The organism is Streptomyces sp. NPDC091376 (assembly GCF_044757085.1).
GTDB lineage: Bacteria > Actinomycetota > Actinomycetes > Streptomycetales > Streptomycetaceae > Streptomyces > Streptomyces pratisoli.
Window position 1 is genome coordinate 86,274 of record NZ_JBIVUF010000002.1, and the last position, 25,436, is coordinate 111,709.

Here is a 25,436-nt window from a genome sequence, read left to right on the forward strand (position 1 = left end):
GCCGAGCGTGCGGCCTGCCCCCTGAGGAGCCGGCCGCACCGTGCTGTCCCGTGGATCGGGCTCTAGACGAGGTGGTCGAACTCCCCGTCCTTCACCCCCAGCAGCAGTGCCTCTATCTCGGCCGGTGTATAGACGAGCGCCGGTCCTTCCGGGAAGCGCGAGTTGCGTACCGCGACGTTCCCGCCGGGTAGTTTCGCGAACTCCACGCACGATCCCTGTGAGTTGCTGTGCCTGCTCTTCTGCCAGACGACTCCGTGAAGCTCTGTGGCCGCCATGCCGTTGTACACGTCGTGCACAGGACGCTCCCCGAGTTACAAAGGTGCAGGTGTCAACTGTCTCGGATCATAGCTCTGTTCATATGAGGATGCATGAGCAGATGCACGTGCACGCGGGGTGGTCCCTCGATTACAGCCCGGGCCCGCTCGCGCCCAGGACCTCCTCCAGTGCCACCATCACGCGGCCACGCCAGCCGCCGCCCATGATCTTCCGTGCCCTCATCTGCGCCGGGTCGTCGGGATCGAAACCCTCGTGTACGAGGAAGAGACGCGTTCCACGCCCTTCCGGCTCCAAGGTCCAGGTGATTGTCCAGTCCGCGGCGTTCTGTCCGGCCGCACGCCCGTTCTCACCTGCGGACTGCCGGTCGACCCAGCGGATGCGGAGCATCCGCTCCCTTTCGAAGGCCAGGACCTCGGCCTCGACCGTGCCGGAGAAGTTCGTACCGGGCCTGGGCAGCGTCTGCATCGTGTAGCGGTGACCCACCTCGAGCCTGAAGGCACCGGGCATCAGCCACTGGGCGATGAGCTCGGGCTCGGTCAGCGCACGCCAGACCTTGGCGGGTGGATGGGCCAGGAACTGATCGACCCTGATGGTGGTGGGGTCGTCGTCACGATCGGAACTCATGCCTCATCGTCGGGCATCCGGTCCAGCAGTTCGCCGAGACCCTTGAGACGGTCGCGCCAGAACCGCTCGTACGGATGGAGCCAGTCGGATACACCGGCGAGCGGAGCGGCTTCGAGGCGGTAGATACGCTGCCTGCCGGAGCGCTCCTCGGACACGAGTCCGGCCTCCCGGAGCACCTTGAGGTGTTCCGAGAGGCTCGGGCGGCGCATGTCGAAGTGGTCGGCGAGGGCCTGGACCGGCTGGGGTCCGTCCTCGCGGAGCAGCCGCAGCACTTCGCGCCGGGTGGTGTTCGCGAGCGCGGCGAAGATGCGGTCCTCGGCCTGTTCGCGGACACCGGTCGCAGTCATCGGGTCAGGCTCCCTCCACCCCGTCGTTCTCCGTCAGCAGCATCAGACCGTTGCCGTCGGGGTCGGTGAAGCCTGCCATCCGCCCCCACGGCACGTCGTTGGGCCCGTCCACCGTGACCCCGGCCGCGGTGAGCTTCGCACAGTCGGCGTCGACATCGGTCGTGACCAACATGATCCCCCGTGTCGATCCGGGCTCGAAACCGCCCATGCCGGGTCCGGAGAGCGTGAAGACGGTCTGCGCACCCTTGGGCGCGACCTGCAGCCACCGGCCGGGGGGCATTTGGCGGTCGGCGGTGACCTCGAAACCGAGGACGTCCGTGTAGAAGGCGAGGGCACGGTCCTGGTCGGATACCGGAAGCGTGACGAAGGAGGCATGGGTGATGGTCATGCCGTCAACAATAGGTAGGCGTTTCCCTACGCGTCAAGCGTAGGAAAACGCCTACCTGTCAGGTGGTGCCGGTCGGTCAGCTCGACGACGACCCGTACGGCAGGAGAGCCATCTCGCGCGCGTTCTTGATCGCACGGGACAGCCGGCGCTGCTGCCGCGCGGTCACCCGGGTGACACGACGGCTGCGGATCTTGCCGCGGTCGGAGACGAACTGCCGCAGCAGGTCCGTGTCCTTGTAGTCGATGTACGTGATGCCCGCCGCGTCGAGCGGGTTCGGGCGGGGCTTCAGGGGCTTGCGCTCGGATCGGCGCGGTGCCATGTCATACCTCCAGCAGGGAGTCGAAGGCCGGCGGCAGGCGCTTCCACGCCTCGCGCCCGCCGGCGTACTCGGCGTCGGTCAGCAGGCAGGAGTCGAGCAGCTCCACCAGCCCCTCGCGGTCGAGCCCGGGCGAGGTGAAGACCAGGTGCTGGCAGCAGTCGCCGTGCTCCGGGTGCCAGTCCAGCGCGGCTGCGGCACGGCGCAGCGGCGGGACCATGTCCCAGGCGGCGTCGGGCAGGGACGCCAGCCACGGCCCCGCACTCTCCACACAGAGCGCACCGCCCGCCGCGTCCCAGGCCAGGAGCGTGTCGGGCCGGTCGGCCAGCCAGAACCGGCCCCGGCTACGGGCCGCCGCGCACGTCAGGTCCTCCAGCGCCGCGTACAGCCGCTCCGGGTGGAACGGCCGTCGACGGTGCCAGACGTGCGTACCGACACCGCACTCGTCGGCCTCCTGCGGCAGCAGCGCGCACGCCGGGTGCTGAGCGGCCGCGGCGGCCTCCACGTCGAAGCCGGCCAGGGCGGCCGCTGCCAGACAGCCATCGTCCACGGCCACCTGACGAGCGGTCGGGTGCAGCTGGGCCAGCAGCGCCCGGTCCTCCTCGTCGGCGTCGTCGCCGTCGACGACGACGAGCACGGGCGCGTACTCCAGCTGCCGCGCCCAGGTGTCGGCGACCGTGCGCCGATCGGTCGCGGCGGCGGCGAGCCCCACATCCGTCAGATCGTCGCCGTTGGCGAGACAGGGCAGCAGCAGGGCCGGGTCGACGGCCGTGATCACGCTCGTGACGCGCAGCCGGTCTCCGTGCGCGGCGACGACCTCGGTCATCGCCTTGGGCTCGACCGAGTCCCACAACTCGACGATCGCGAGCCGGGCGAGCCCTCCGTCGGCGAGCCGCTCCAGCTCCGGCACGAGGTCCACGCGCAGGGCGCAGCAGGCGCAGTCGTTGACGAGCGGCGCGTCGCCGGTGGACCGAACGCCGGCGGCGTCGCGGACGGTACGGACGACGGTGCCCTGGACGGCGGTCGCGAGGTCGTGGTGGAGCGCGACGCTGCCGGGCACCGTGGCCAGCAGCTTCTCGACGACGGCGGTGCGCGCTTCGGAGTGCAGCCCGCCGACGATCGCGACGGGAAGCCTTCGCTCCATCAGCGGGCCCCGCGCTGTCCGTAGCGCCGTTCGAAGCGCTCCACGCGTCCGGCCGTGTCGAGCACACGGGCCGTGCCGGTGTAGAAGGGGTGGCTCTCGGAGGAGATCTCCACGTCGACGACGGGGTAGGTGCGGCCGTCCTCCCACTCGATCGTCCTGTCGCTCGTCATGGTCGAACGGGTCAGGAACGCGAAGTCGGCGGCCCGGTCGCGGAAGACGACGGGGCGGTAGGCGGGGTGGATTCCGGGCTTCATGACGGATCTCCCTTCAGCGCTCTTCGCGGAAGTCGACGTGCCGGCCGGCGACCGGGTCGTACTTGCGCAGCGTCATGCGGTCGGGGTCGTTACGGCGGCTCTTGCGGGTCACGTAGGTGTAGCCGGTCCCCGCGGTGGAGCGGAGCTTGATGATCGGGCGTAGTTCGTTGCGGGCCATACGGGTAGAGTAAATGGAAATGGTTTCCATTTCCAACGAAGGGACGTGTGACTTTGTCCGCACACTGCCAGCTGACCGGGGCGCGACCGGGCTTCGGCAACCGCGTCTCCCACTCGCACCGGCGCACCTCGCGCCGCTTCGACCCGAACATCCAGCGCAAGCGGTACTGGCTGCCCGGTGAGGGCCGGTACGTGCGGCTCACGCTCAGCACGAAGGCGATCAAGACGGTGGACGCCATCGGGATCGAGGCGGCGGTGGCCCGGATCCGCGCGCGGGGAGTGAGGGTCTGATGGCGAAGAAGAGCAAGATCGCGCGCAATGACCGGCGCGCCGCCGTCGTCGAGCGGTACGCGGCGCGGCGGGCGGAACTGAAGGAGATCGTCCGGCGTCCGGGCACGAGCGAGGCGGACCGGCTCGCCGCGCAGCGGGAACTGCGCCGCCAGCCGCGCGACGCGAGCGCGACCCGGGTGCGGAACCGGGACGGGGTGGACGGACGGCCGCGGGGATACGTGCGGAAGTTCGGCCTGTCCAGGGTGCGTCTGCGGGAGCAGGCGCACGCGGGCTTCCTGCCGGGCATGACGAAGTCCTCCTGGTAGCGGGCGCTCCGCCGGGCTCCCGCGCCTCGCCCTCCCTGGGGGCCCGGCGAGGCCACTGGGTGCCAGGCCCCCGGTGGTGGCTAGTCGGGGAGGGCGTCCGGCGGGCGGTGCGAGGGCATGTGGGCCGTGTCGGCCGCCGTCGTGCCGTCGTGCCAGCCGGCCTCGTCCGTGGCGCCTCGGACGCGGGTGCGGACCGTGGCCGGGAAGAGACGGTCCGTGTGGTCCGTGACGGCGACGTCGCGGGCGGCGAGGACGGGGAGGAGGTCCCCGCCGGCCGCCTCCTGCGCCGCGTGGGACGTCGCCCTGGCGAGGCGGTCGCCGATGCGATGGGCGTACGCCAGCAGGAAGGACTGACGGAACGTCTTCGTCCGCTTGCGTCCGCCCGCGCGCTGGGACGCCTCCGCGCGGGTCATCGCCGCGGTCCCCTGCACCAGCAGCGAGGTGTGCAGCAGCTCGACCGCGTCCAGGTCGGCCTCGAAGCCGACCACCGTGGAGAAGCCGAGGTCGCTGTTCCAGACCGCCCGGCAGCGGTTCGCCGAGGCGACCGCGTCGAGCAGGATCGCCTTGGCCGTCTCGTACGGCGCGTCCACACCGATGCGGCAGGCGCCGGGCACGTCCCTGCGGTGGGCGCGGGCGGCCAGCACCGCCTCGTCGATGCTGTGCCTGGCCATCAGTTCCTGCGCCTTCGCGGTGAGCGCCTCCGCCTCCTCCGGGAAGCCGGTGGCCTCCGCCTTGGCGAGGAGTGCACGGATCCGGGTGAGCATGCGCGGCTCACCGTGCCGCGCGGCGGGCTGCCGGTGCACGGGCGTTCCCGGCACCGGGCCGACCGGCTCGATCGCGGGCAGCCGTACGAGCAGCCGGTACAGCTCCAGCACCGCCGTCGCGTACGAGAACCGGTCCGTGGGCCGCTTCCCGCGCCCGCTCGGCAGCTCGGCGAGCTGCGCCTCCCAGCGCGGCGGCAGGTCCGTCCCGTACCGCCGGGTCTCACCGGCGACCAGGTCCGCGACCAGCTCCACAAGGCTCTCGTCGAGGTCGCGGCGGACGATCCGCACGACATCGGCAGGCTGCCAGCCGCGCTCCCAGGCCCGGCGTACGAACTCCTCGCCGCGCCGGACGAGTTCCGCGTCGGCGTCAGGGGCGGCGGCCAGCAGTGAGGCGCCGGTGTCGAGCGCGTCGTCGTCATCGGCGTACAGCGCCCCGCCGAGCGCACGCTCCACCACGTTCACGCCGATCGAGCCTACGCCAGCCCACTCGGCGGCCCCGGAGCCAGGGCCATGCCTGCCGTGGCGCCGGGGCCGCGCCTGCCCCGCAACGCCCCACGGCTCCGCGCGCTGCGCCCGCGCCTCACCGGAGGCCACCGGATGCGCGCCGATCGCGGTGGTCGCGGCGGTCGCGGCGTCGCGGGAATCACGCCGCTGCCCGGCCGGCGGGCCGTACGGTGACGGACATGGGTGAGAACAAGCAGCGCATGCTGGCGGGAGACTGGTACCTCCCCGACGACCCCGAACTCGCCGCCGACAGCGAGCGCCGCTTCGCGCTCTGCGCGGCGTACAACGCGAACGGCGGTGCCGCGTCCGCCGACCGGGCCGGGATCCTGGCCGAACTCCTGGGCTCGGTCGGCGCGGACGTCCGCATCCGGCCACCGTTCCAGTGCGACTTCGGGAGCCACATCCGCGTCGGCCCGGGAACGTTCGTCAACTTCGGGGCCGTCTTCCTCGACATCGCCCCCATCACGATCGGCGCGCACTGCCAGATCGGGCCGAACGTCCAACTGCTCACCGCCTCCCACGAACTGGACGCGCGACGCCGTCGCGAGGGCTGGGAGACGGGGGACCCGATCACGATCGGTGACAACGTGTGGCTCGGCGGGGGCGTCATCGTCTGCCCTGGCGTGACGATCGGGGACGACGCGGTGGTCGGGGCAGGGGCCGTGGTCACCAAGGACGTGCCCGCGGGGGTGCTGGCGGTGGGCAACCCGGCGAGGGTGGTCCGCACGCTGACGTGAGCGCGCGCTCACAGAGCCCCTCACACGCACAGCTCGTTCACCCCCAGGGCCTGATGCGAGTCGACAGTGACGTTCCGTGCGGCGGCACGGGAGGCGTGGAGCGCGCAGGACACGTCACCTCCGGCCGCACACGTCCACGCCGGTGTTGTCAGTGGCGGGTGCCACACTCGCAACCATGAGCGAACGGTGGGCCCTGGCCCCGGTCGAGGGGGGCGGGGCGTTGCTCGTGCCCCTGGGGCCGGAAGGGCTGCCCGCCGGGGAGGTGCGGCGGGAGGAGGATCTCGTCGGCGCGGTGCGGTCGCGGCCCGAGGTCGGCCGGTGGGTGTGGCGGTCCACGGCGGAGATCTATCCGCGGCTGCTCGCGGCAGGGGTGCGCGTCGAGCGGTGTTACGACGTCGAGGACGCGGAGCTGCTGCTGCTCGGGCACGAGGGGCGGCTCGGCGAGCCACGGTCCGCGGCGGCCGCCTGGGCGCGGCTCCGGCAGGCACCGGTGCCGCCCGATCCGCCGCCGCGCGCCGCCGAGCCGGGTTCGCAGTCGTCGCTGTTCGAGCCGGAGCCCGTGTCCGTGCCGTTCGAGGGCCTGCTCGCGGTCTACGCCGACCAGCAGCGAAGACACGAGGTCACCGAGCATCCCGGGCGCATGCGGCTGCTGACCGCGGCCGAGTCGGCGGGGATGCTGGTGGCCGCCGAGATGAACCGGGTGGGGCTGCCCTGGCGGGCCGACGTCCACCGGGAGGTGCTGCACGAGCTGCTCGGCGAGCGGTACGCGGGCGGTGGCGAGCCGCGCCGCCTCGCCGAGCTGGCGGACGAGGTCTCGACGGCGTTCGGGCGGCGGGTGCGCCCGGATCTGCCGGCGGATGTGGTGAAGGCGTTCGCGCAGGCCGGCATCAAGGTGAGGTCGACCCGGCGCTGGGAGCTCGAGGAGATCGACCATCCGGCGGTGCGACCGCTGATCGCGTACAAGAAGCTGTACCGGATCTGGACGGCCCACGGCTGGGGCTGGCTCCAGGACTGGGTGCGTGAGGGCCGCTTCCGGCCGGAGTATCTGCCCGGGGGCACCGTCTCCGGCCGCTGGACCACCAACGGCGGCGGGGCGCTGCAGATCCCGAAGGTGATCCGGCGCGCGGTCGTCGCGGACGACGGCTGGCGGCTCGTCGTCGCCGACGCCGACCAGATGGAGCCGCGCGTCCTCGCCGCCATCTCCCGCGATCCGGGACTCATGGAGGTCGCGGGCCACGACGGCGATCTGTACACCCGGCTGTCGGACCGGGCGTTCTCGGGCGACCGCGATCACGCCAAGATCGCGCTGCTCGGCGCCGTCTACGGCCAGACCAGCGGCGACGGCCTGAAGAACCTCGCCGCGTTGCGCCGCCGTTTCCCCCTCGCCGTGGCGTACGTGGACGACGCGGCCCGCGCCGGCGAGGAGGGCCGCCTCGTGCGCACCTGGCTGGGCCGCACCAGCCCGCCGGCGGCCGGTGGCGGGGACGACGAAGAGGCGGGCATCCCGCAGGAGGCCCCCGGCGAGGGCGCCGGCGAGGAAGGCCGCGGCGAGTTCGCCCCGGGCTACGCCTCGACGGACGCACGGGCCCGCGGCCGGTTCACCCGTAACTTCGTCGTCCAGGGCAGCGCCGCGGACTGGGCGCTGCTGCTGCTCGCCGCGCTCCGCAGGGCCACCGCCGACATGCGCGCGGAGCTGGTCTTCTTCCAGCACGACGAGGTGATCGTGCACTGCCCGGCCGACGAGGCCGACGTAGTGGTGCGGGCGATCCGCTCGGCCGGTGAGCTGGCCGGACGGATCGCGTTCGGTGAGACTCCGGTGCGGTTCCCGTTCACGACGGCGGTGGTGGAGCGGTACTCCGACGCGAAGTGACGCCGGCGCTACTTGAGCGTGGTCCACGCCTTGTCCGTCGCGAGCGCCCGCAACTGCTCCATCGTGAGAGCGGGCTCGTCACGCACCGGTGCGCGGTTGGGGTACTCGGAGTTGTACGCGGTGACGGTGACGCGCATGCCGTTCGGGTGGAGAGTGTCGACCGTCCACTCGACGGCGCCCTTCGCCTTGCCCGCCTTCTGCGAGGTCACCACCTTGGTGCCGTCGGCGAGGACCGAGACGTCGCCGGGCAGTTCCTTCACCCCGCCCTGGATGGTCGCGCGCAGGTGGGTCTTGGCCCTGCCGTCCCAGACGAGGGAGTACCCGCTGTTGCCGAGCCCTCCCCCGCCGCGGGACCGCATGCCCTTGGGCAGCAGCGTGGGAAGCAGGTCCATGACGGCGTTGCTGCCGCCGATGTCCTTCGGTTCGGCGAAGAACTCTCCTGCGAGCCCGCCGAACTGGTTGAACGCCGACTGCACGTACAGGGTCAGATTGGACAGCTGCATCTCGGTCAGCGGAGGCTTCGCCCGGCTGGGCGCCGCGCCCTTGGCCGGGGCATTGGTCTCCGTCACCTCGACGAGATAGCCCTGCTGGTAGACACCGACGGACTTCCACTGCTTCACGCCGTCGGTGCGCTTCGGGTCCTCGTACCCCAGCAGCATCATGTGACCCGTGGGGTCCCACTCGGGCCGCGGGGCATCGGTCTCGTCCCTGCACTTCTCGTACGGGGTGGTCTTCTTGTCCGGGCAGGTGACGAGTGTGCGGTACTTCTTGTCCTTCGCGTCGATCCGGCTGACGGCGATGGACACCATGCCCCCGCCGAAGCCGTCGTCGTACACCAGGGACGCCTTCGCCGGCTCACCGAACGATCCGAAGTTGCTCGTGCCGCGCTGCCCGCTCAGCTTTCCGTCCGGGAGCGAGATCTCCAGGATCTTGAGCATCTGGGAGGCGGAGGCCCTGAAGTGCTTCTTGGGGTCGGGAGCCTGAGGTTCCGGGAAGTCCTCGGGGCGGAGGGTGCGCACGGGCAGCGGCGTGGGCTTCCGCTCGCCCACCGACACCGCTTCGGGGCCGTCGAGGAGCCCGTCGCCGATGCCCGTCAGCGGCACGGCAGCGGCGAGTGCCAGCAGTCCACCCGCAGCCGCACAGACGCGGCGGCGCAGGAGGCGTCGGCGACCGCGGACGAGACCGCCGACGGTCAGCTCGGTGCGGTCGGGCTCGAAGGCGTCACCGGTGCGTCGGAGCGCCTCACTCAGCTCGTCTTCAAAGGGCATGGTGAATCCGCCGTTCGTGGTCGAGGTGCCGGGAGGAGGTCGTGGGGTCGCGAGACCCGTTCAGTGGGCGACGATCAGTTCGGCGAGGCTTCCGCCCAGCTGTGCGCGCAGTTGGGCGAGGGCGCGGCTGCATCGGGTGCGTACGGCGGCCGAGCTGACGTTCATGGCCGAGGCGGTCTCCTCGACGCTGCGGTCCTCCCAGTACCGCAGCACGACGACCGCCCGGTCCTTCGGCGCCAGCTCACCGAGGGCCTGGAGGAGTGCGAGGCGCAGTGCCGCGTCGTCGAGGCCACCGTTGTGCGGTGCGGGGACGTCCGGCAGTTCGCTCAGTGGGCGTTCGGTGGAGGAGCGCCTGCGCTGCTGGGTGAGGAAGGCGCGGACGAGAACGGTCTGGGCGTACGCCGCGGGGTTGTCGATCCGGGAGATCCGGCCCCACAGGCCGTACATCCGCCCGAGCGTCTCCTGCACCAGGTCCTCCGCGAGATGCGTGTCCCCGCTCGTGAGCAAGCACGCGGATCGGTACAGATGTCCCGTGCGGCCGGTCGCGAACTCCATGAACTCGTCCGTCCGGGATCTTCTCGTCCCCACCCTTGCCCCTCTCCTGGCCTTCACCCCATTGACGCGATGGACCTGCGCAAATGTTTCAGGCGGATTCGCCGAGGAGCTCGCGGAGCTCGGAGAGGGCCTTGGCGTCCGTCCCGTCGAGGGAGGCGTACGCGCGGCGCCACTCGTCGAGCGCCTCGTCGGTACGGCCCTCCGCGCTCAGCAGCAGCCCGTGTTCATGACGGGCCAGCCCCTCGGTGAAGTCGTCGCCGCGGGACACGGCGCGCTCCAGGACGAGGGTGCATTCGCGCAGGGCGGCGGCGCCGCGTCCCAGGACCCGCAGGGCGCGGACGAGACCGATCCGGGACTGGGACTGGGACTGCCAGTCGCCCTCGTCGCCGTCGCCGATGATGGCCAGGCACTCCTCGAAGTGGCCCAGCGCCAGGGCCGGCTCGCCGAGGGTGAGGCGGGCGTAACCGATGTTGCAGTGGGCGGTGTGCCGCAGCAGTGAGCTGCCGAGCCGGGCGCCGACGGCGAGGCTTCGCTCGTGGCAGCTGATGGCGAGGCGGGCGTCGGTGTGCTCGTGGAGATTGCCGAGGTGGCTGAGGATGATCCCTTCCCCGTAGTCGTCGCCGAGGCGGTGGGCGCAGGCGAGCGACTCCTCCAGTGCGAGGGCGGCCTCCTCGTACCGTTCGAGACGTTCCAGCAGCATGCCCCGGTTGGCGAGCCCCCGCTGGACCCAGCTGTCCTCGCCGAGTCCGCGCCACAGGCTGATGGCCTCGTCGTTGAGCGCGAGCGAGCGTTCGCTGTGACCGCGCATGAAGTGCACGCCGGCGAGATCGGTGAGCGCGTGCGCCTGGGCCTCGGGGTCGCCGGCCTCCCGCGCGGCGTCCAGGGCAACCTCGTTGAGGAGGCCGAGTTCCTGGAGTCGTCCGCGCCGCTGGAGATACGGGAGCGCGGCGCGAATGAGCCGCAGTGCGGTCCGCGACTTCGGCGCGTACGTCTGGGCCAGCGCGACGAGCCCCGGCAGCTCGCGGTCGCCCCAGGCGAGCGCCTCGGCCTCGCCGGCGAAGGACGGGGCCTCGCCGATCGGCGGCGGCACCCGGTTGCCCGCCAGATGGGCGGGGACCAGGGCCAGCCCCGCCTGCCGGGCGGACTCCCCGTACCAGCGCAGGGCGCGTTCGGCCGTGGCCGTGCGCTCGTCCTCGTCGTCAAGCCGTACGGCGAGCTCGCGCGCGAAGTCCCGTACCAGGTCGTGCGGTACGAAGCGGCCGTACGCGACCTCGTCGAGCAGCGCGACGTCGACGAGCCGTTCCAGGGCGGCCACCGCGCGGCGTTCGTCCGCGGCGGGCTGTGGTGCATCGGGCTGTGGCGCGCCGGACGCCATCAGGCGCGCGACCAGCGCCGCGTCGTACTCCGGAAGGTCGACCACGCCCAGTCTGCGAAGGGCGAGGGCGGCGTCGGGGTCGAGGGCGTCGTGCGCGACGGACAGGGAACGGCGGACGCTCAGGTCGTCGTATTCGAGGTGGTCGAGCCGGCCGGCCTCGGCGGCGAGGAGACCCACCAGGGCGGCGGGGGTCAGGGCGCGACGGGCGGCGAGCCGGGCGGCGGCGATACGCAGCGCGAGGGGCAGCCGGCCGCACAGCTCAGCGAGCCCGTCCATGTCGTCGGCGCTGTCGGGCCCTTGGCCGTCGCGGCCGGACACGGCACGCAGCAGCGCGGCACTGTCCTGGACGCTCAGCGGGGCCAGGGCGAAGCGCGCGGCGCCGTCGAGCGCGGTCAGCGGGGAGCGGCTGGTGACGATGACGGCGCAGCCCGTACCGGCGGGCAGCAGTGGCCGTACCTGCGCGGCCGACGCGGCGTCGTCGAGGACCAGCAGGGTGCGGGTGGGCGCGAGCGTGGAACGCAGCAGCGCGGCGGCCGCGTCCGGGTGTTCCGGGATGGCGCGCGGCGGGATCCCGAGATCCCGCAGGAGTGCGTTGAGCGACTGGCAGGGCGCGACCGGGGTCATGCCCGGGGTGGCGCCGTGCAGATGCAGATGGAGCTGTCCGTCGGGAAACCGGTCGCGGAGGCTGTGCGCGACATGGAGGGCGAGGGCGCTCTTGCCGACACCGGCCATGCCGCTGACGACGGCGACGGCGGGGTGGGCGGGGCCGGTGAGGAGTACGGAGCGCAGGTCGGCGACGACCGCTTCGCGTCCGGTGAAGTGCGCGGGGGCGGGCGGGAGCTGGGCGGGGGCGGTGTGGGGCGCGGGTGCGGTGTGAGGGGCGGAGGCGGGGGCGGGGGCCTCGGGCGGAAGGTCTCCGGGGGGCCGCGGGTCCTGAAGGACTTCCTGGTGCGCCTGCCGGACCGAGGGCCCCGGTTCGATGCCGAGCTCTTCGACGAGCCTGCGGCGCAGCGACTGGTAGGTGGCCAGCGCCTCGGCCTGCCGCCCGGTGCGGTGCAGCACGAGCATCAGCTGCCGGTGGAACACTTCACGCAACGGGAACTGCGCGGTCAGCGCCGCGAGTTCGGGCTCCAGTCCGTCGGGCCGGCCGAGCTGCAGGAACGCGTCGTACCGCCACTCCAGGAGCAGCAGCCACGACTCGCGCAGGCGGCGCACGGGGGCGGGGATGCCGTCCTCGGGGTCGTACAGCCCGTCGAGCGGGTCGCCGCGCCACAGGTCGAGCGCGGCGCGGGAGCTGTCGACGACGGTCTCCCAGTCATCGCGCCCGTCGCTCGATTCGCCCCGTACCGCGTCTGGCTTGCCCTGTACCGCGTCTGGTTCGTTCCGCACGGACGCCGTCGCCGTCGCCGTCCCCGACGCGGGGCCGGAGCGCGGGGCGCGGCCGGCGGCACGGCCGACGGCACGGATGTACGCGGCGCGTGCCGTGCCGAGGTGCACCTCGAAGGACTCGATGTCCAGTTCGCCCGGCTCCACTCGCAGCACATAGCCGGGCGCCACGGACCGGAGCCGGCCCTCCTCGGCCAGCAGCCGCCGCAGCCGCGTCACATGGTTGTGCAGGGAGGCGTGGGCGGAGGCGGGAAGTTCATCGCCCCAGAGTGCATCTTTCAGAGCGTCCACGGGTACGACGCGATTGGCGCGCAGCAGCAGCGTGCCGAGCAGCGCGCGAAGCTTCGCGCTGCCCACCGTGCGGATCTCGCCCGCGGCGTCGTGCACGGTCAGCGGACCGAGCAGGCCGAACCGCATTGCCTTCCTCCTGCGCTGACCGTTGGCCACATGTTAGCGATGTGTTGGTGAAGGCTGTTTGTATCTCCTCGTCGGATCCGGTGAGACGGTGCTCGGCGTGGATGGCCACACTCGGGGGAGTGTCACCGCCACGCCGGATTCGGAGACAGAGAAAGCCCTGGTCACGCGCGAGTGACCGGGGCTTTCGTCTGCCTCTTCCGGCCGCCTTGCCATCGTCCGAAGGCGTCGCGGATCGTGTCTGAACCGTGTCAGCGGCCCGCCGGGTACCGTCCGTAACCCGGGAGAACCAGGACCGCCCGCGATACGTCCCGTCGCGGCGACCCTCACCGCTCCCCACACTCCCCACGAAGAACGAGGGTGTCCGGGCGGACTTCCTCGGGCGTTGGACGCAGGACCCCCGACTCGGGGCTACGGGTCAGACCTTCTGGACGTAAGCGGCGCGCCACTGCGGCGACGGGTCCGAACCCAGCTCGCTCCAGTACTCCCGCCCCTCGACGATCTTCCCTTCGCGGACCGTCCAGAACGACGCCACCCGGTGCACGCCCATCGCCTCGTGCGGCACCTCCACCTCGGACACCACCGTCCCGCCGTCCGCGACGACCCGTAGCACCCGGATCGACCAGCCCTCCGGGTACTCCGCGTTGATGCTCACATAGTTGTCACGGCCTACGATCCGCTCCCCGCTGACCGGCCACTCGACCACCACATCCCCGGCCAGCAACTCACCGACCCCGGCCCAGTCCCTCTCCTGCATGCGGTCCCACAGGCTGCGCACAATCTCCGAAGGCTCCATCCGGACATCCTGACAGCCCGCTCCCCCGCACGGTGGGGAGACGAGGCGCCTCACCAGCCGTCGCGGGCCCGATGCCCCTCGCATGCGAGTCAGGCGGCGTCCCACTGATGCGCGTGCCCACCCCGCCACTCGACCCAGTTCGGATCGTCGAGAAGATCCCAGGCGTCCGGCAGGCCGGCACGCCGCAGAAACTCGATGACGTCCCGGTCATCGTGCGCGAGACCGAGGATCTCTCCACGCACGGTGACCCGCCGACCGCCGGAGGGCGACGGCCGGTGCACAACGATGGGCGGGGCCATACCCCCAGGGTGCTCCGGACCCGAGGTGATCGCAGCCGCACCGCGACAGAGAAAGCCCAGGCGGCGCCTCGCCCGGCACGCCGTCGCTCGGGTTGAGCCTCCGTCCTGCCTTCGTCACCTCAGCAGCACGGTCACGATGAAGGGAAGCGCACCGGTGAGCATGGCCAGGAGCGTGGAGGCGAGCGTCTGGCCGTTCACTGCGGTGTTGGGACTCGCGATGACATAGGACAGCAGGTCGTTCACCCGTGCGTCTGCTTCTGAGATGTCGGCGGCAAGCCGAGGAGCCCGAGGGGGCAGCGCTTCTTCAAGTCGGCGGATCGAGACGGCCCTTGCCTGCTCCACGATCCACGAGAGGCGCCACTGCGAGTAGAAGCAGAACAGTGTGATCGTGATCATGAACACACCCGCCAGAGTCCACTTCATGACGATGAGAAGACCGTTGCCCGGGTCTATTCGGGACGCGTAGGCGACGGGAACGAAGGCGAGACAGAAGCCCACCGCCGCCATCAGCGTGACGAACCGGTACCAGCGAGCCACTCGCTCAAGCCCTATGGTCCGTGACGGCGCGAACCACAGGAGCTTGACGTTCCGCGGGTTGGTCACGATGCGCGCCAACCGAACGGCGCGCAACAGCCAGTAGGTGCTGTTGGCGGCTCCGGCGCCGGTCACCACGACCACCATGTACGAGGCGATGTCCACGAAGAGGCGGGGCGTGGTTCCCAGAGCGCGCTGGACGCCGAACATCACGAGTATGGCCCCGACGGCGCCGAACGCGACGTAGCGCCATTGGCGCTTCGGCGAGATCCCACGGTCGATCCAGGCGTGGACCGCCGTACGGCCGACCGGCGTGAGCATGCGGTCCAGGGAGTCGCACATCGCGTGGAAGGCTCGGCAGCCCACCCATTGGCCGAGGGCCACGATGATGTTGACCCCCGTGTAGTACAGGAGCCACATTCCGTAAGCATGGAACGGCGGCACAGCGCTGGCGAACCAGCCCAGGTGGACAACGGCGGCGACGTACGGCAATCCGAGCGCCAAAGCGAATGGCCAGCAAAGTTTCGCGCGCCACGTCGCCACGGTCCCCGAAGCCCGGACGCCGGCCATGCGCAGGAGCACGACCCGCGCCATGTCCGCCCCGTAGCGCGCATGAAGGTCCCCCCGGTTCGGCATCAATGCCTCCGATACCCGACAACCCCGCCGATTCGGCCCACGATCAAGCGTGGCATTCGGGGGTGCGCCTCGAGGGCATGAGTCGGTAACGAGGCCATAGGGGTCCATTTCGCTGTACGACGAAGGCCGTACGAGGGCCACTTGATCAGCTCCCTCTCGCCGTCCCATCACTTCTGACGAGACCCCTGACAGGTGCGGAACCTGACGCGAGGCACGGCTGTCCGTTTCAGACAAGGAGCGACCGCGCAGCACCTCACCACGAACGTCGCAGCCTCCACCCGCGACGAGATCTCCGAACGAAACGACATCTATGTTGGACAACAAGAGGTATCATTTCACTGACAAGATCAGCAGCGGAGGAAGCATCCACATGGCCAGAACAGTCATCGACCTCGACGAAGACATGGTCACCGAGGCCATGCGCATCTTCGGCACCAAGACCAAGGCCAAAGCCGTCCGCCTCGCCATGGAAGACGCCGTCAAGAGGCACCTTCGTCAAGAGGGCTTCGACGCCATGGAGGCCGGCGAGCTCGACTTCAGCGATATCGTCGAGAACACCGGGCCCCGCAACGCGGACGGCTCCCTCAAGCGCGACGGCGACCGGGACGGAGGCCGGGCTGCCTGATGCAGGACCGCTACCTGATCGACAAGTCCGCCCTCGCCCGCTGGACGAAGCCGAACGTCAAGGAGGTACTCAAGCCTCTGCACGAGCGCTACCTCCTCGCCGTGTGCCAGCCCACCGAGTACGAGATGATCCACTCCGCACGGGACAGCTCGGAGGCGACGCGGATCAGCACCTGGCTCCACGCCTTCGACTACCTCCACGCCGACGACCGCGCCTTCGCCCGCGCCCTGAAAGTCCAGCGCCACGCTCTCAACGCGGGCTTCCACCGCGCCCTGTCCCTCCCAGACCTACTGATCGCCGCCACGGCAGAACTGCACCGGCGGACGGTCCTCCACTACGACGGCGACTTCGACATGATCGCCTCCCTCACCGGCCAACCCACCGAATGGGTCGTCTCGCCCGGCAGCGCCGACCGATGAGAATGCTGGCCTTCCTCACCTCCGATGAGTTGTCTGGTGTCCCTCATCGAATGGTCGTTGGGGAATTCGGCAGCTGGCCTGCGTCAGCGCACTGGTCACCCTGTACAGCCTGGCTCTGCGTGGATCCCTGCGGGTCCTGGGCTGGATCGCCGAAGCAAGCCTCGTCGAACTAGCCCTCGCCATCTTCTTCCTGGCGCCGATCGCAAGCGCCCCCTCCGCCTATTCCGCCTCTGCTCGGGACGACGACCAAGCCCGTCGCCACCGGCCTGACGCTCCGTATCCGCCGTATTAACCTGATGGCGCTGGAGGACTGGGCCGCGAGTGGCGATAGAGCGCGTCCGGCTCACTACGGCTGTGGAGCGCTCCCGGGTCACGCACGCCAGCAAACTGGCCTGGCGGGACGCGGGGCTGTTGGGCACGACCAGCTACGGACCGCCTCGCAGCCGCCGCGCAGCCCCGCTCCGCTGCGGTCTCTCAGTCCTGGATGTACCGGACGATGACGCGCATGCGCGTGCCCCGCTCCGTTTGCCAGCTCGCCTCGTCCCCGACCTCTCGCCACATCAGGTCCTTCCCCAGCGGGGTGTCAGGGCTCAACCGCTCCGCCTCGTCACCCGCGAGCATCGCGATCTCGTACGTCATGATGCCGGGCTCGTCCGGGTCCTCGACTCCGACGAGGCATCCAGGGACGACCACCGCCCCGCCCGTCAAGGAGGAGTCAGGGACCACTTGGTCGAGCAGGGCACGCAGGTGACGGCGCCGCTCCTGCAGGGCCTGGCGCTGCCCCAAGAACCGGGAATACCGGCTCCCTCTTGGTGAACACCCAGGGGCGTAGCACGCACCAGAACGGCCGGCGGGACACTGATCGCGAAAGCGACCGGACTCTCGCCGGCCGCTTTCGGATTCGAGCTCACGTAGGGAGCGAAGTGCTCGACGGGATGAGCGCGCGGGTCTCCCGCGAACGCCGAGAACCCGTCGGCTGCGCGGTCACGCTCTCCGACTCCGTAAAGCCCATCCCGACGGAGTCCAAGTACTCCGACCAGCAGGGAAGATGTACCTCCATCACACCCTATGGGCACTGCCTCAAAGGGAGGGGGCCGGGTGTTGTGCCCGCCCATGGCACGGGCGGGCACAACGCCAGTCAGGCGGCGGCGGGCATCATGAAACCCGGCGGAAGCGCAGCATGGCGGCTATCGCAGCAAGGATCAGCGCACAGCTTCTCGTGGGCGAGCACCGCCAGTATCGCGACCTGAAGTCGCGTCTGCTGGCCCAGCTTCTCCACGATCCGCGCTATGTGCGCCTTCACCGTCCGCTCCGCGATCCCCAGCTGCCGGTTGCCAACTCCCTTACCCAGCAGGAGAAGAACCTCCTTCTCCCGGTCCGTCAGCCTTTTGAGCTTCCACAGACCGCGCACGGGGGCTGCCCCCATGTGCCGGTAGGCACAGCTACTGTCACCTGCGTCGGACCGTTTGGTCATGTCGGCCCCCTCCTGAACACCGCCTTTTCCAGCAGAGCCCCGTGCCCTGGTTCGGCGGTGATCACCACTCAATCTAGCGCCCTGGCCGGATGTGCGTACATCACAGAACGTTCACTGACCTGCCCAAACGGGCCTTGTTTTAAAGGGAGTTGCACTTTCAGACAGTGGCCCGAGGGGCGCGGCCGACGGCAGGTCGGCAAGGTCGGCAAGGTCGGCAAGCCGGTCGACATCACCGACAGCTACAACAAGGAAGTGCCCTTCGCCATCAAGGAGAGCACAACGGCGTCGAGGGGGCTCCCAAGTGGTTGGACGTCCTCGGGAAGGGGGTGCTCTGGGGTAGTTATGAGGCCAGGCGTTGGGTAGTCCGGGTGGCAGAGCAGGTACAGGCGCAGGCCCCAGAAGAACCGCGAGCCCCTGCTAACGTGCCGCCGATGTCCACTGGGGAGGGAGCAGCCATGGCGGTCCTGGGGCGCCGGATCAGATTCACGGCGGTACTGGTGGGCGTGGTGCTCGCGCTGACCGGGTTCTCGTCGAGCGGCGGGAGTTACGCCAAGAGCAGCGGCCACGACCGCGGGGGCGGCGGCTGCTCCAGCTCGAAGTCCGGTACGACGAACACCGACGATGTCAACGACAACTCCGGAACCACCGGTGGGGGTAGCGGGGGCTCGAAGTCCACGCCCACACCCAGCCCGACCGCGCTGCCCGCACACGTCGAGTTGATCAGTTGCGCTGGCCCGGGCCGCCCGAAGGCCACGATCAAGGTCACCTCGCACTCGACCGTCGAGCGCAACGTCCGCACCTCGATCACCTTCGAGTGGGAGGGCTACGGGGTCGAGCACCACATGATTGAGGTCAAGCTCAAGGCGGGCGCCAGTCAGATGATGGACATCGATATGAAGAGGGCGGACAAGGCTGGCGTTGTCGAGCGGTGCGCCCTGGGTCCGATCGAGACACCCTAGTTGCCTTCGGCGGAGAGCCGGTGCGGTTCCATAGGTGGCCTGGCGAACTCTGGCAGGTACACCAGGCCGTCTTCACCCGGGCCGACGGACGCCCCAAGGACGCCATGCGCCGCATGGGAGACGCCTTCCTGCCCGCCCCGGAACAGGCGCCTAGGCTCGCGACTGAGACTAGAACTGAGACTGGGGACCGCCGCGCGGCCCGCTCCCGCCGCCGTCACCGCGTCCGCTGAACGAGAAAACCCCAGGTCGGAATGGATCCGACCTGGGGCTTCAGATGAGCCGCCTTCGGGATTCGAACCCGAGACCTACGCATTACGAGTGCGTTGCTCTGGCCAACTGAGCTAAGGCGGCATGCTGCCGATAGAACCGTTCCGGCAGGAGCAGGCTCGCATCAGCAGCGGCGCTAAGTCTACAGGGTTGTTCGGGGTGCCCCCGACCGGCCCGGTGATCACCCCGACAGGGTGGGTCCGGGCCGGTGGTGGGGGCGAGGGGCTGCCGTCGTCGACTACTTGCAGCGCTTGCCCGACGAGGGCGGCGTGCCCTCCAGGAGGTAGGTGTTGATCGCCGTGTCGATGCAGTCGCTGCCGCGTCCGTAAGCCGTGTGACCGTCGCCGTCGTAGGTGAGCAGGGTCCCCGAGTCGAGCTGGCCGGCGAGGGCCTGGGCCCACTTGTAGGGGGTGGCCGGGTCGCGCGTGGTGCCGACGACCAGGATCGGGGCCGCTCCCTTCGCCTCGATGCGGTGGGGGGCTCCGGTGGCCGGGGTCGGCCAGTAGGCACAGCTCAGGGAGGCCCAGGCGAAGCCCTTGCCGAAGACCGGGGAGGCCTTCTCGAAGTCGGCGGCTGATGCGGTGACCTCGCCGGGGGAGGCGAAGGCGGGCGGCAGGTCGAGGCAGCTGACGGCGGAGTAGGCGGACATCAGATTCGAGTACGAGCCGTCGCTCTCGCGCTCGTAGTAGGTGTCGGACAGTGCGAGCAGTCCGGCGCCGTCGCCGTTCATGGCCTGGGTGAGGCCCTCGCGGAGCTGGGGCCAGGCGGCCTCGTCGTACATCGCGGCGATGACACCCGTCGTGGCCAGCGACTCGGTGAGGTCACGGCTCTCGCCGGTCGGGACCGGGGCGGCGTCGACCTTGGCGAAGAAGTCCTTCATCCGGTTCGCGGCGTCCGCCGGCGACGTGGTGCCCAGCGGGCAGTCGGTGCGCTTCACACAGTCGGTGGCGAAGGACTTGAACGCCGTCTCGAATCCCGCGGTCTGGTCGCGGTTCATCTGGCGCGCGGGCAGGGACGGGTCCATGGCTCCGTCGAGCACGAGCCGGCCGACCCGGTCGGGGAACAGCTCGGCATAGGTCGCGCCGAGGAACGTGCCGTACGACGCCCCGACGTACGACAGCTTCTCGTCGCCCAGCACAGCCCGCAGGATGTCCATGTCCCGGGCCGCCTCGACCGTCGAGACATGGGGCAGGACCTTGGCGGACTGCTTCTTGCAGCCTGTCGCGAAGCCCTTGAAGGCGGTGCTCAGTTTGCTGATCTCGGCCTGGTCGTCGGGGGTCTGGTCGCTCTGTGTGTACGCGTCCATGGCCTTCCCGTTCAGACACTCGACGGGTTCGCTGCGGGCCACTCCGCGCGGGTCGATGGCGACCATGTCGTACCGGGCCCGGACGGGGGCGGGATAGCCGACGCCCGCGTACCCCTGGAGGTAGCCGACGGCAGAGCCGCCCGGCCCTCCGGGATTCACCTGGAGCGAGCCGATCCGCTTGCCTGGCCCGGTGGCCTTCACCCGCGCCACGGCCAGCTTGATCGAGGGCCCGTCCGGCTTCGCGTAGTCCAGCGGTGCCTTGAGGGTGGCGCACTGGAAGCCGGGCGCGCCGCAGCTCCGCCAGCTCAGCTTCTGCGTGTAGTACGGCTTCATCTCGGCCGTCGACACCGGCGAGGGCGCGGCCGCTCCCGGGACCGACGACGAACCCGAGGGTTCGGACGCCTCCGAGGTCGAGCTGCTGCCGCTGCAGCCGGAGACAAGCAGCCCCAGGGCTGTGGCGAACGCGATGGCGGAGGTCCTGAGGAACTGCCTGTTGTCCATCTTGGGAGCCTATCCGCCGTGAGCCGTATCGTGCCCCTTCGCACCCGTATGGGTGATTCGAGCGCAGGGGTGGGTCAGCCGGTACGAAGCGCCATCGTCATCGCCTCCACCGCCAGCAGGGGCGCCACGTTCGCGTCCAGGGCCTCACGGCATGCCAGGACCGCCTCTATCCGGCGCAGGGTCCCCTCCGGGCTGGAGCCGCGGGCCACCCGGTCCAGCGCGTCCCGTACGTCCTCGTTCGCGAGGGCGACCCGGGAGCCGAGCTGCAGCGCCAGCACATCGCGGTAGAACCCGGTCAGGTCGGTGAGCGCGAGGTCGAGACTGTCCCGCTGGGTGCGCGTCCTGCGGCGCTTCTGTCTGTCCTCGAGCTCCTTCATCGCCCCTGCCGTGCCGCGCGGCATCCGGCCACCCGTCGCCGCGCCCAGGGCGGCCTTGAGATCCTCGGTCTCCTTGGTGTCGACCTCCTCCGCGACCTGCTTGGCGTCCTCCGCGGCCGCGTCGATCAGCTCCTGAGCGGCCCGGAGACCGCCGCCGACGTCCTCGACGCGCAGCGGGAGCTTGAGGACGGTGGCACGGCGGGCACGGGCCGCCTCGTCCGTGGCGAGCCGGCGTGCCCGGCCGATGTGCCCCTGGGTCGCGCGGGCGGCCGACGCGGCCGCCTCGGGCTCGATCCCGTCCCGTCTCATCAGCACGTCCGCGACGGAGGCGACGGGCGGGGTGCGGAGCGAGAGATGCCGGCAGCGGGAGCGGATCGTGGGCAGCACGTCCTCCAGGGAGGGCGCGCACAGCAGCCAGACCGTGCGCGGGGCGGGCTCCTCGACGGCCTTCAGCAGGACGTTGCCCGCGCCCTCCGTGAGGCGGTCGGCGTCCTCCAGGACGATGACCTGCCAGCGGCCGACCGCGGGCGACAGCTGGGCGCGCCGCACCAGGTCACGGGTCTCCTTCACACCGATGGAGAGCAGGTCCGTGCGCACGACCTCGACGTCTGCGTGCGTACCGACCAGGCTGGTGTGGCAGCCGTCGCAGAATCCGCAGCCCGGCGCACCGCCCATCGCGCGGTCCGGGCTGGTGCACTGCAGGGCCGCCGCGAACGCCCGTGCCGCGGTGGAGCGTCCGGAGCCGGGTGGGCCGGTGAACAGCCAGGCGTGCGTCATCTTGGACGCGGGCGGCGACTGCTCACCCGCCGATACAGCGGTGACGAGCGTGTCGGCGTCCCGGGCAGCGGCGGCGAGCTGCTCCTGGACGCGGTCCTGCCCGACCAGGTCGTCCCACACGGCCATGCTGCCGCCACCGCCTTCCGACGTCGTACGAGGCTACGAAGGTGTCGCACCGGGTTCCCATTGTGGAGCAGCGGACCGACAGTCCCCGCCGCCTGTGGACAACCCGCCCGCCCCCACGACGTACCGCGCCGTGAGGGCTGGGCCCGGCTAACGCCTCCGGTACCGCTCGTCGTCGTCCTCGTGCGGGCCGAGCAGTTCGTCCGCCAGGGTCGGGAGATCGTCGAGCGGGGTCTCCTCCGCCCAGTCGGACCGGCGGCGCGGACGGCCCTGCTCGTCGACCTGCGGCAGCTCACGCGTGCGCTCGTCCGGGTTCGCGGGCCGCTCGTCCCGGAAGATGCCCTCGGGCACCCGGTCGGCGGGCCGCTCGTCCCGCACGGGCGGGAGGACAGCCGTCTCGTCCGCGGCGGCAGCTCCACGCGACTCGTCCCGCACCGGCGGAAGCACCGCAGTCTCGTCCGCGGCGGCGGCCCCCGGTCCCTCGCCCTGTGCCGGCTCCGAAGCCCGGTCCCGCGCGGTGTCCGTGGTCCCGTCCGGAACCTGCGGCAGGACCGTCGTCTCCTCGTCCTGCTTCGTCATGCCGATGCGCGGCCGCGGCGTTTCCACCGTCTGCGTCACGTCGTTCGATCCCACCACCGGGGTGGGAGCGGTCGTCTCCGCGGCCGACACCGCGGCCGCGGCGGCCGCCGCCGACTCGGCGGCGCGGCGCGCCGCCTCGGCCCGCAACAGGGCCTCCTCGGCCTTGCGCTGCTTCTCGACGCGGCGCTCCTCCGCCTCCGCCCGGAGCCGGGCCTCTTCCTCGGCCTGCCGACGACGGCGTTCCGCTTCCTCCCGGAGGGTCTTCTCCTCCGCCTCGCGCCGGCGGCGTTCCTCCTCGGCCAGCAGCCGCGCCTCCTCGGCCCGCTGCCTGGCCTCCTCAGCCTGCCGCTCGGCCTCCTGGCGGCGCGCTTCCTCCAGCTCGCGGCGCTTGCGCTCCTCCTCCTCGGCCCGCAGCTTGGCGAGCTGTTCCTGGCGCTCGCGCTCCAGGCGCTCCTCCTCGGCCTTGCGCGCGGCCTCCTCCTCGGCCTTGCGGCGGGCCTCCTCCGCGGCGGCCTTCCGCGCCTCCTCCTGGGCCTTCACCTCGGCCTCGGAGAGCGGAAGCACCTGATCGAGCCGGTGCCGTACGACCGTGGTCACGGACTCCGGTTCCTGGCCGGCGTCGACCACCAGATAGCGGCCCGGGTCGGCGGCGGCCAGGGTCAGGAACCCGGCCCGTACCCGCTGGTGGAACTCCGCCGGCTCCGACTCCAGCCGGTCGGGCGCCTCCGTGAAGCGCTCGCGCGCGGTCTCCGGGGACACGTCCAGCAGCACCGTCAGATGCGGAACCAGTCCGTCCGTCGCCCAGCGCGAGATACGGGCGATCTCGGTCGGGGACAGATCGCGGCCCGCGCCCTGGTAGGCCACCGACGAGTCGATGTAGCGGTCGGAGATGACGATCGCACCGCGCTCCAGCGCCGGGCGGACGACGGTGTCGACGTGCTCGGCCCGGTCGGCGGCGTACAGCAGCGCCTCCGCACGGTTCGAGAGCCCACCCGACGAGACGTCGAGCAGGATGGAACGGAGCCGCTTGCCGACGGGGGTGGCACCCGGCTCGCGGGTGACGACGACCTCGTGGCCCTTGGCGCGGATCCACTCCGCGAGCGCGTCCACCTGCGTGGACTTCCCGGCGCCGTCGCCGCCCTCGACGGCGATGAAGAAGCCGGTCGCCGAGGGCGCCTGCGCGGGGTCGGCGCCGCGGCGCACCGCGTCGGCCAGGTCGCGCCGCAGCGGCACGCCGGACCGGTCGTCGGTCTTGGCGAGGACGATCACGGCCACGGGCAGCAGCAGCGCGCCGACCAGCATCAGCGTGAACGCGGCGCCGCCGTGTGCGAAGACGAAGTCGCCGCTGGCGAGGCGGTGCGGGCCGATGGCCGCGGCGAGCAGCGGAGCGCCGACCGCGCCGAGTGCGATGGTGACGCGGACGACGGCCTGCAGATGCTCGGTGATCCGCGGTCGGCGGTACTCCTCGGTCTCCAGGTCGATCAGCGCGTGCCCGGTGTGTGCGGCGACACCGGCCGCTCCGCCCGCGAGGACCGCGAGGAAGAGGACCGTCGCCGTGTCCGGTACGAGCCCGAGCGTCAGCAGCGCGATGCCGGTGACGGCGATGGCGATCGCGAGCAGCCGTCGGCGCGACAGCGCGGGCAGCACACCCTTCGCGGCGCGGATGCCCAGCCCCGTACCACCGGTCAGAGCGAGGACGAGCAGGGCGAAGGCGACCGGGCCGCCGCCCAGGTCACGCGTGTGCAGTACGGCGACGGCCACTGCGGAGGCGATGGCTCCGGCGATCGCGGCGCAGGCCAGGACCAGCAGCGGGACCGCGCCGGTACGCCCCTTGTCGAGGCCGCTGCCCGTGGCAGGACGGCGCAGGCCCTCCAACGGCGAGCGGGGGCGCGGGGTCTGTGCGTCAGGAAGTTCGACGGCGGACAGGACGGACAGCGACGCGGCGAAGAGCCCTGCCGCGACGTACGACCCGAGCGCGGCCTGGTGCAGTGAGAACCACTCGATGCCGGTGCCGAGCAGATTGCCGATCAGCGTGGCGACGAGCAGGGCGGCGGCGCCGGCCGGAACGGCCACGAACGCGGTGCGCAGGGACAGTCGGCGCAGCGCGTCCTGGTGGTCAGGCAGCGGGCGTACGGCCGCGCCCTCGAGCGGGGGCGGGGGCAGCAGCGCGGGCGCCGCGCTCTCCCGGGCGACGGTCCAGAACCGTTCGGCGACGCCGATGACGAAGGCGGTGGCCAGCAGATACGCGACGGCGTCGCCCGGTGTCCAGTCGATCCACAGCGGGGCGATCACGAGCAGGGCGATACGGACGCCGTCGGCCCCGATCATCGTCCACCGGCGGTCGAGGGGGCCGCTGGGCGCCGTGAGCGAGGTGAGCGGGCCCAGGAGCACGGCCCCGAAGAGCAGCGTCGCGAGGAACCGGGCGCCGAAGACGGCGGCGACGGCGAAGGCGGCACCGCGATACCCCCCGCCGAACGCCCCCTCGGCCACTGCCGTCTGAAGTGCCAGCAGCACCAGCACCAGCAGCGCGAGGGCATCACCGATGCCGCCGACGAGTTGTGCACTCCACAGTCTCCGCAGCGCGGGTACACGCAACAGCGACCGTACGGCGCGCTCGCGTGAGTCCACGATCAGTGCGTCTGCGGCACGTGCGTCGGGGTCAGAGGTGGGGCTCTGGGCCGTTGGCTGCTCGGCTCGCGTCATCCGCCCAGCCTATCCGGAGGACATTGCTCCTCGGAGGCCCAGTCCGAACAAATGGGCGGCGGGAGC

Annotated in this window: 27 protein-coding genes and 1 tRNA gene; 7 read left to right on the forward strand and 21 right to left on the reverse strand. The window is 71.2% G+C overall.

What is annotated here, in order from left to right; genetic code table 11:
* Positions 1-62: 62 nt before the first annotated feature.
* The 8 genes from ACIQMR_RS04600 to rpmG form a co-directional block, all read right to left on the reverse strand.
* Positions 63-296: a DUF397 domain-containing protein gene (locus ACIQMR_RS04600; RefSeq protein ID WP_266381149.1), complete on the reverse strand. Its 234-nt coding sequence runs from the start codon at positions 294-296 to the stop codon at positions 63-65.
* Between the two features lie 109 nt (positions 297-405).
* Entirely contained in the window at positions 406-900 is a 495-nt protein-coding gene (locus ACIQMR_RS04605) for an SRPBCC domain-containing protein (RefSeq protein ID WP_401382841.1), read from the reverse strand.
* Positions 897-1,247 (reverse strand): ArsR/SmtB family transcription factor, encoded by a 351-nt coding sequence (locus ACIQMR_RS04610; protein ID WP_401382844.1) that lies wholly within the window; start codon positions 1,245-1,247, stop codon positions 897-899. Before ACIQMR_RS04610 ends, ACIQMR_RS04605 begins: the two co-directional genes overlap by 4 nt.
* A gap of 4 nt (positions 1,248-1,251) precedes the next feature.
* The gene (locus ACIQMR_RS04615) at positions 1,252-1,635 is read right to left on the reverse strand and encodes a VOC family protein (protein WP_401382846.1); all 384 of its coding nucleotides are present in this window, start codon (positions 1,633-1,635) and stop codon (positions 1,252-1,254) included.
* Positions 1,636-1,711: 76 nt separating this feature from the next.
* A complete protein-coding gene (gene rpsR, locus ACIQMR_RS04620) occupies positions 1,712-1,954 on the reverse strand; it encodes a 30S ribosomal protein S18 (protein WP_401382848.1) in 243 nt (80 codons plus the stop codon).
* A gap of 1 nt (position 1,955) precedes the next feature.
* The gene (locus tag ACIQMR_RS04625; protein WP_401382850.1) at positions 1,956-3,095 is read right to left on the reverse strand and encodes a CobW family GTP-binding protein; all 1,140 of its coding nucleotides are present in this window, start codon (positions 3,093-3,095) and stop codon (positions 1,956-1,958) included.
* On the reverse strand, positions 3,095-3,349 hold the full coding sequence (locus ACIQMR_RS04630; protein ID WP_401382852.1) for a type B 50S ribosomal protein L31: 255 nt from the start codon (positions 3,347-3,349) through the stop codon (positions 3,095-3,097). The genes ACIQMR_RS04625 and ACIQMR_RS04630 overlap by 1 nt, the downstream gene beginning before the upstream one ends.
* 13 nt (positions 3,350-3,362) lie before the next feature.
* A complete protein-coding gene (rpmG, locus tag ACIQMR_RS04635; protein ID WP_401382855.1) occupies positions 3,363-3,527 on the reverse strand; it encodes a 50S ribosomal protein L33 in 165 nt (54 codons plus the stop codon).
* A 53-nt stretch (positions 3,528-3,580) separates the two neighbouring features.
* Here rpmG and rpmB point away from each other — a divergent pair, with 53 nt between their 5' ends.
* Together rpmB and rpsN are read left to right on the forward strand one after the other, a co-directional pair.
* A complete protein-coding gene (rpmB, locus tag ACIQMR_RS04640; protein WP_401384057.1) occupies positions 3,581-3,817 on the forward strand; it encodes a 50S ribosomal protein L28 in 237 nt (78 codons plus the stop codon).
* The gene (rpsN, locus tag ACIQMR_RS04645; protein ID WP_401382857.1) at positions 3,817-4,122 is read left to right on the forward strand and encodes a 30S ribosomal protein S14; all 306 of its coding nucleotides are present in this window, start codon (positions 3,817-3,819) and stop codon (positions 4,120-4,122) included. The genes rpmB and rpsN overlap by 1 nt, the downstream gene beginning before the upstream one ends.
* Before the next feature lie 80 nt (positions 4,123-4,202).
* Here rpsN and ACIQMR_RS04650 read toward each other — a convergent pair whose 3' ends face one another.
* Positions 4,203-5,348, reverse strand: coding sequence for a DUF2786 domain-containing protein (locus ACIQMR_RS04650; protein WP_401382859.1), 1,146 nt, complete (start codon positions 5,346-5,348; stop codon positions 4,203-4,205).
* A 221-nt stretch (positions 5,349-5,569) separates the two neighbouring features.
* Between ACIQMR_RS04650 and ACIQMR_RS04655 the strand changes: the two genes are divergently transcribed.
* Together ACIQMR_RS04655 and ACIQMR_RS04660 are read left to right on the forward strand one after the other, a co-directional pair.
* Entirely contained in the window at positions 5,570-6,127 is a 558-nt protein-coding gene (locus ACIQMR_RS04655) for a sugar O-acetyltransferase (protein WP_401382861.1), read from the forward strand.
* 175 nt (positions 6,128-6,302) lie between these two features.
* The gene (locus ACIQMR_RS04660) at positions 6,303-7,997 is read left to right on the forward strand and encodes a bifunctional 3'-5' exonuclease/DNA polymerase (protein ID WP_401382863.1); all 1,695 of its coding nucleotides are present in this window, start codon (positions 6,303-6,305) and stop codon (positions 7,995-7,997) included.
* An 8-nt stretch (positions 7,998-8,005) separates the two neighbouring features.
* Here the strand turns inward: ACIQMR_RS04660 and ACIQMR_RS04665 are convergent, their stop codons facing one another.
* The 6 genes from ACIQMR_RS04665 to ACIQMR_RS04690 all read right to left on the reverse strand — a co-directional run bounded on the left by ACIQMR_RS04665 (position 8,006) and on the right by ACIQMR_RS04690 (position 15,218).
* Positions 8,006-9,265, reverse strand: a complete 1,260-nt coding sequence (locus ACIQMR_RS04665; protein WP_401382866.1) for a hypothetical protein — start codon at positions 9,263-9,265, stop codon at positions 8,006-8,008.
* Between the two features lie 60 nt (positions 9,266-9,325).
* Positions 9,326-9,853, reverse strand: coding sequence for a SigE family RNA polymerase sigma factor (locus ACIQMR_RS04670; RefSeq protein ID WP_401382867.1), 528 nt, complete (start codon positions 9,851-9,853; stop codon positions 9,326-9,328).
* 55 nt (positions 9,854-9,908) lie between these two features.
* On the reverse strand, positions 9,909-12,998 hold the full coding sequence (locus tag ACIQMR_RS04675; protein ID WP_401382870.1) for a BTAD domain-containing putative transcriptional regulator: 3,090 nt from the start codon (positions 12,996-12,998) through the stop codon (positions 9,909-9,911).
* Positions 12,999-13,413: 415 nt separating this feature from the next.
* Entirely contained in the window at positions 13,414-13,791 is a 378-nt protein-coding gene (locus tag ACIQMR_RS04680; RefSeq protein ID WP_401382873.1) for a nuclear transport factor 2 family protein, read from the reverse strand.
* Between the two features lie 89 nt (positions 13,792-13,880).
* Complete coding sequence (locus ACIQMR_RS04685; RefSeq protein WP_401382876.1) at positions 13,881-14,090, reverse strand: hypothetical protein; 210 nt, start codon at positions 14,088-14,090, stop codon at positions 13,881-13,883.
* Positions 14,091-14,204: 114 nt separating this feature from the next.
* Positions 14,205-15,218 (reverse strand): hypothetical protein, encoded by a 1,014-nt coding sequence (locus tag ACIQMR_RS04690; protein WP_401382877.1) that lies wholly within the window; start codon positions 15,216-15,218, stop codon positions 14,205-14,207.
* A 412-nt stretch (positions 15,219-15,630) separates the two neighbouring features.
* On the opposite strand from ACIQMR_RS04690, the gene ACIQMR_RS04695 reads away from it, so the two are divergent.
* Both ACIQMR_RS04695 and ACIQMR_RS04700 read left to right on the forward strand, forming a co-directional pair.
* Positions 15,631-15,885: a type II toxin-antitoxin system VapB family antitoxin gene (locus ACIQMR_RS04695; RefSeq protein ID WP_401382879.1), complete on the forward strand. Its 255-nt coding sequence runs from the start codon at positions 15,631-15,633 to the stop codon at positions 15,883-15,885.
* Positions 15,885-16,304 carry a PIN domain nuclease gene (locus tag ACIQMR_RS04700; RefSeq protein WP_401382882.1) on the forward strand — a complete coding sequence of 140 codons (420 nt, stop codon included), beginning with the start codon at positions 15,885-15,887 and terminating at the stop codon, positions 16,302-16,304. The genes ACIQMR_RS04695 and ACIQMR_RS04700 overlap by 1 nt, the downstream gene beginning before the upstream one ends.
* Before the next feature lie 474 nt (positions 16,305-16,778).
* Here ACIQMR_RS04700 and ACIQMR_RS04705 read toward each other — a convergent pair whose 3' ends face one another.
* Positions 16,779-17,090, reverse strand: a complete 312-nt coding sequence (locus ACIQMR_RS04705) for a GreA/GreB family elongation factor (protein ID WP_401382884.1) — start codon at positions 17,088-17,090, stop codon at positions 16,779-16,781.
* A gap of 352 nt (positions 17,091-17,442) precedes the next feature.
* Positions 17,443-17,778, reverse strand: a complete 336-nt coding sequence (locus ACIQMR_RS04710) for a LuxR C-terminal-related transcriptional regulator (RefSeq protein WP_401382886.1) — start codon at positions 17,776-17,778, stop codon at positions 17,443-17,445.
* Positions 17,779-18,209: 431 nt separating this feature from the next.
* On the opposite strand from ACIQMR_RS04710, the gene ACIQMR_RS04715 reads away from it, so the two are divergent.
* A complete protein-coding gene (locus ACIQMR_RS04715; protein ID WP_401382888.1) occupies positions 18,210-18,737 on the forward strand; it encodes a hypothetical protein in 528 nt (175 codons plus the stop codon).
* Between the two features lie 277 nt (positions 18,738-19,014).
* Here the strand turns inward: ACIQMR_RS04715 and ACIQMR_RS04720 are convergent.
* The 4 genes from ACIQMR_RS04720 to tmk form a co-directional block, all read right to left on the reverse strand.
* Positions 19,015-19,088 (reverse strand) — tRNA-Thr (locus tag ACIQMR_RS04720).
* Between the two features lie 154 nt (positions 19,089-19,242).
* Positions 19,243-20,811, reverse strand: coding sequence for an alpha/beta hydrolase (locus ACIQMR_RS04725; RefSeq protein ID WP_401382890.1), 1,569 nt, complete (start codon positions 20,809-20,811; stop codon positions 19,243-19,245).
* Between the two features lie 74 nt (positions 20,812-20,885).
* On the reverse strand, positions 20,886-22,091 hold the full coding sequence (locus tag ACIQMR_RS04730; protein WP_401382893.1) for a DNA polymerase III subunit delta': 1,206 nt from the start codon (positions 22,089-22,091) through the stop codon (positions 20,886-20,888).
* Positions 22,092-22,238: 147 nt separating this feature from the next.
* Positions 22,239-25,370, reverse strand: coding sequence for a dTMP kinase (gene tmk / locus ACIQMR_RS04735; protein ID WP_401382896.1), 3,132 nt, complete (start codon positions 25,368-25,370; stop codon positions 22,239-22,241).
* Between the last annotated feature and the right edge of the window lie 66 nt (positions 25,371-25,436).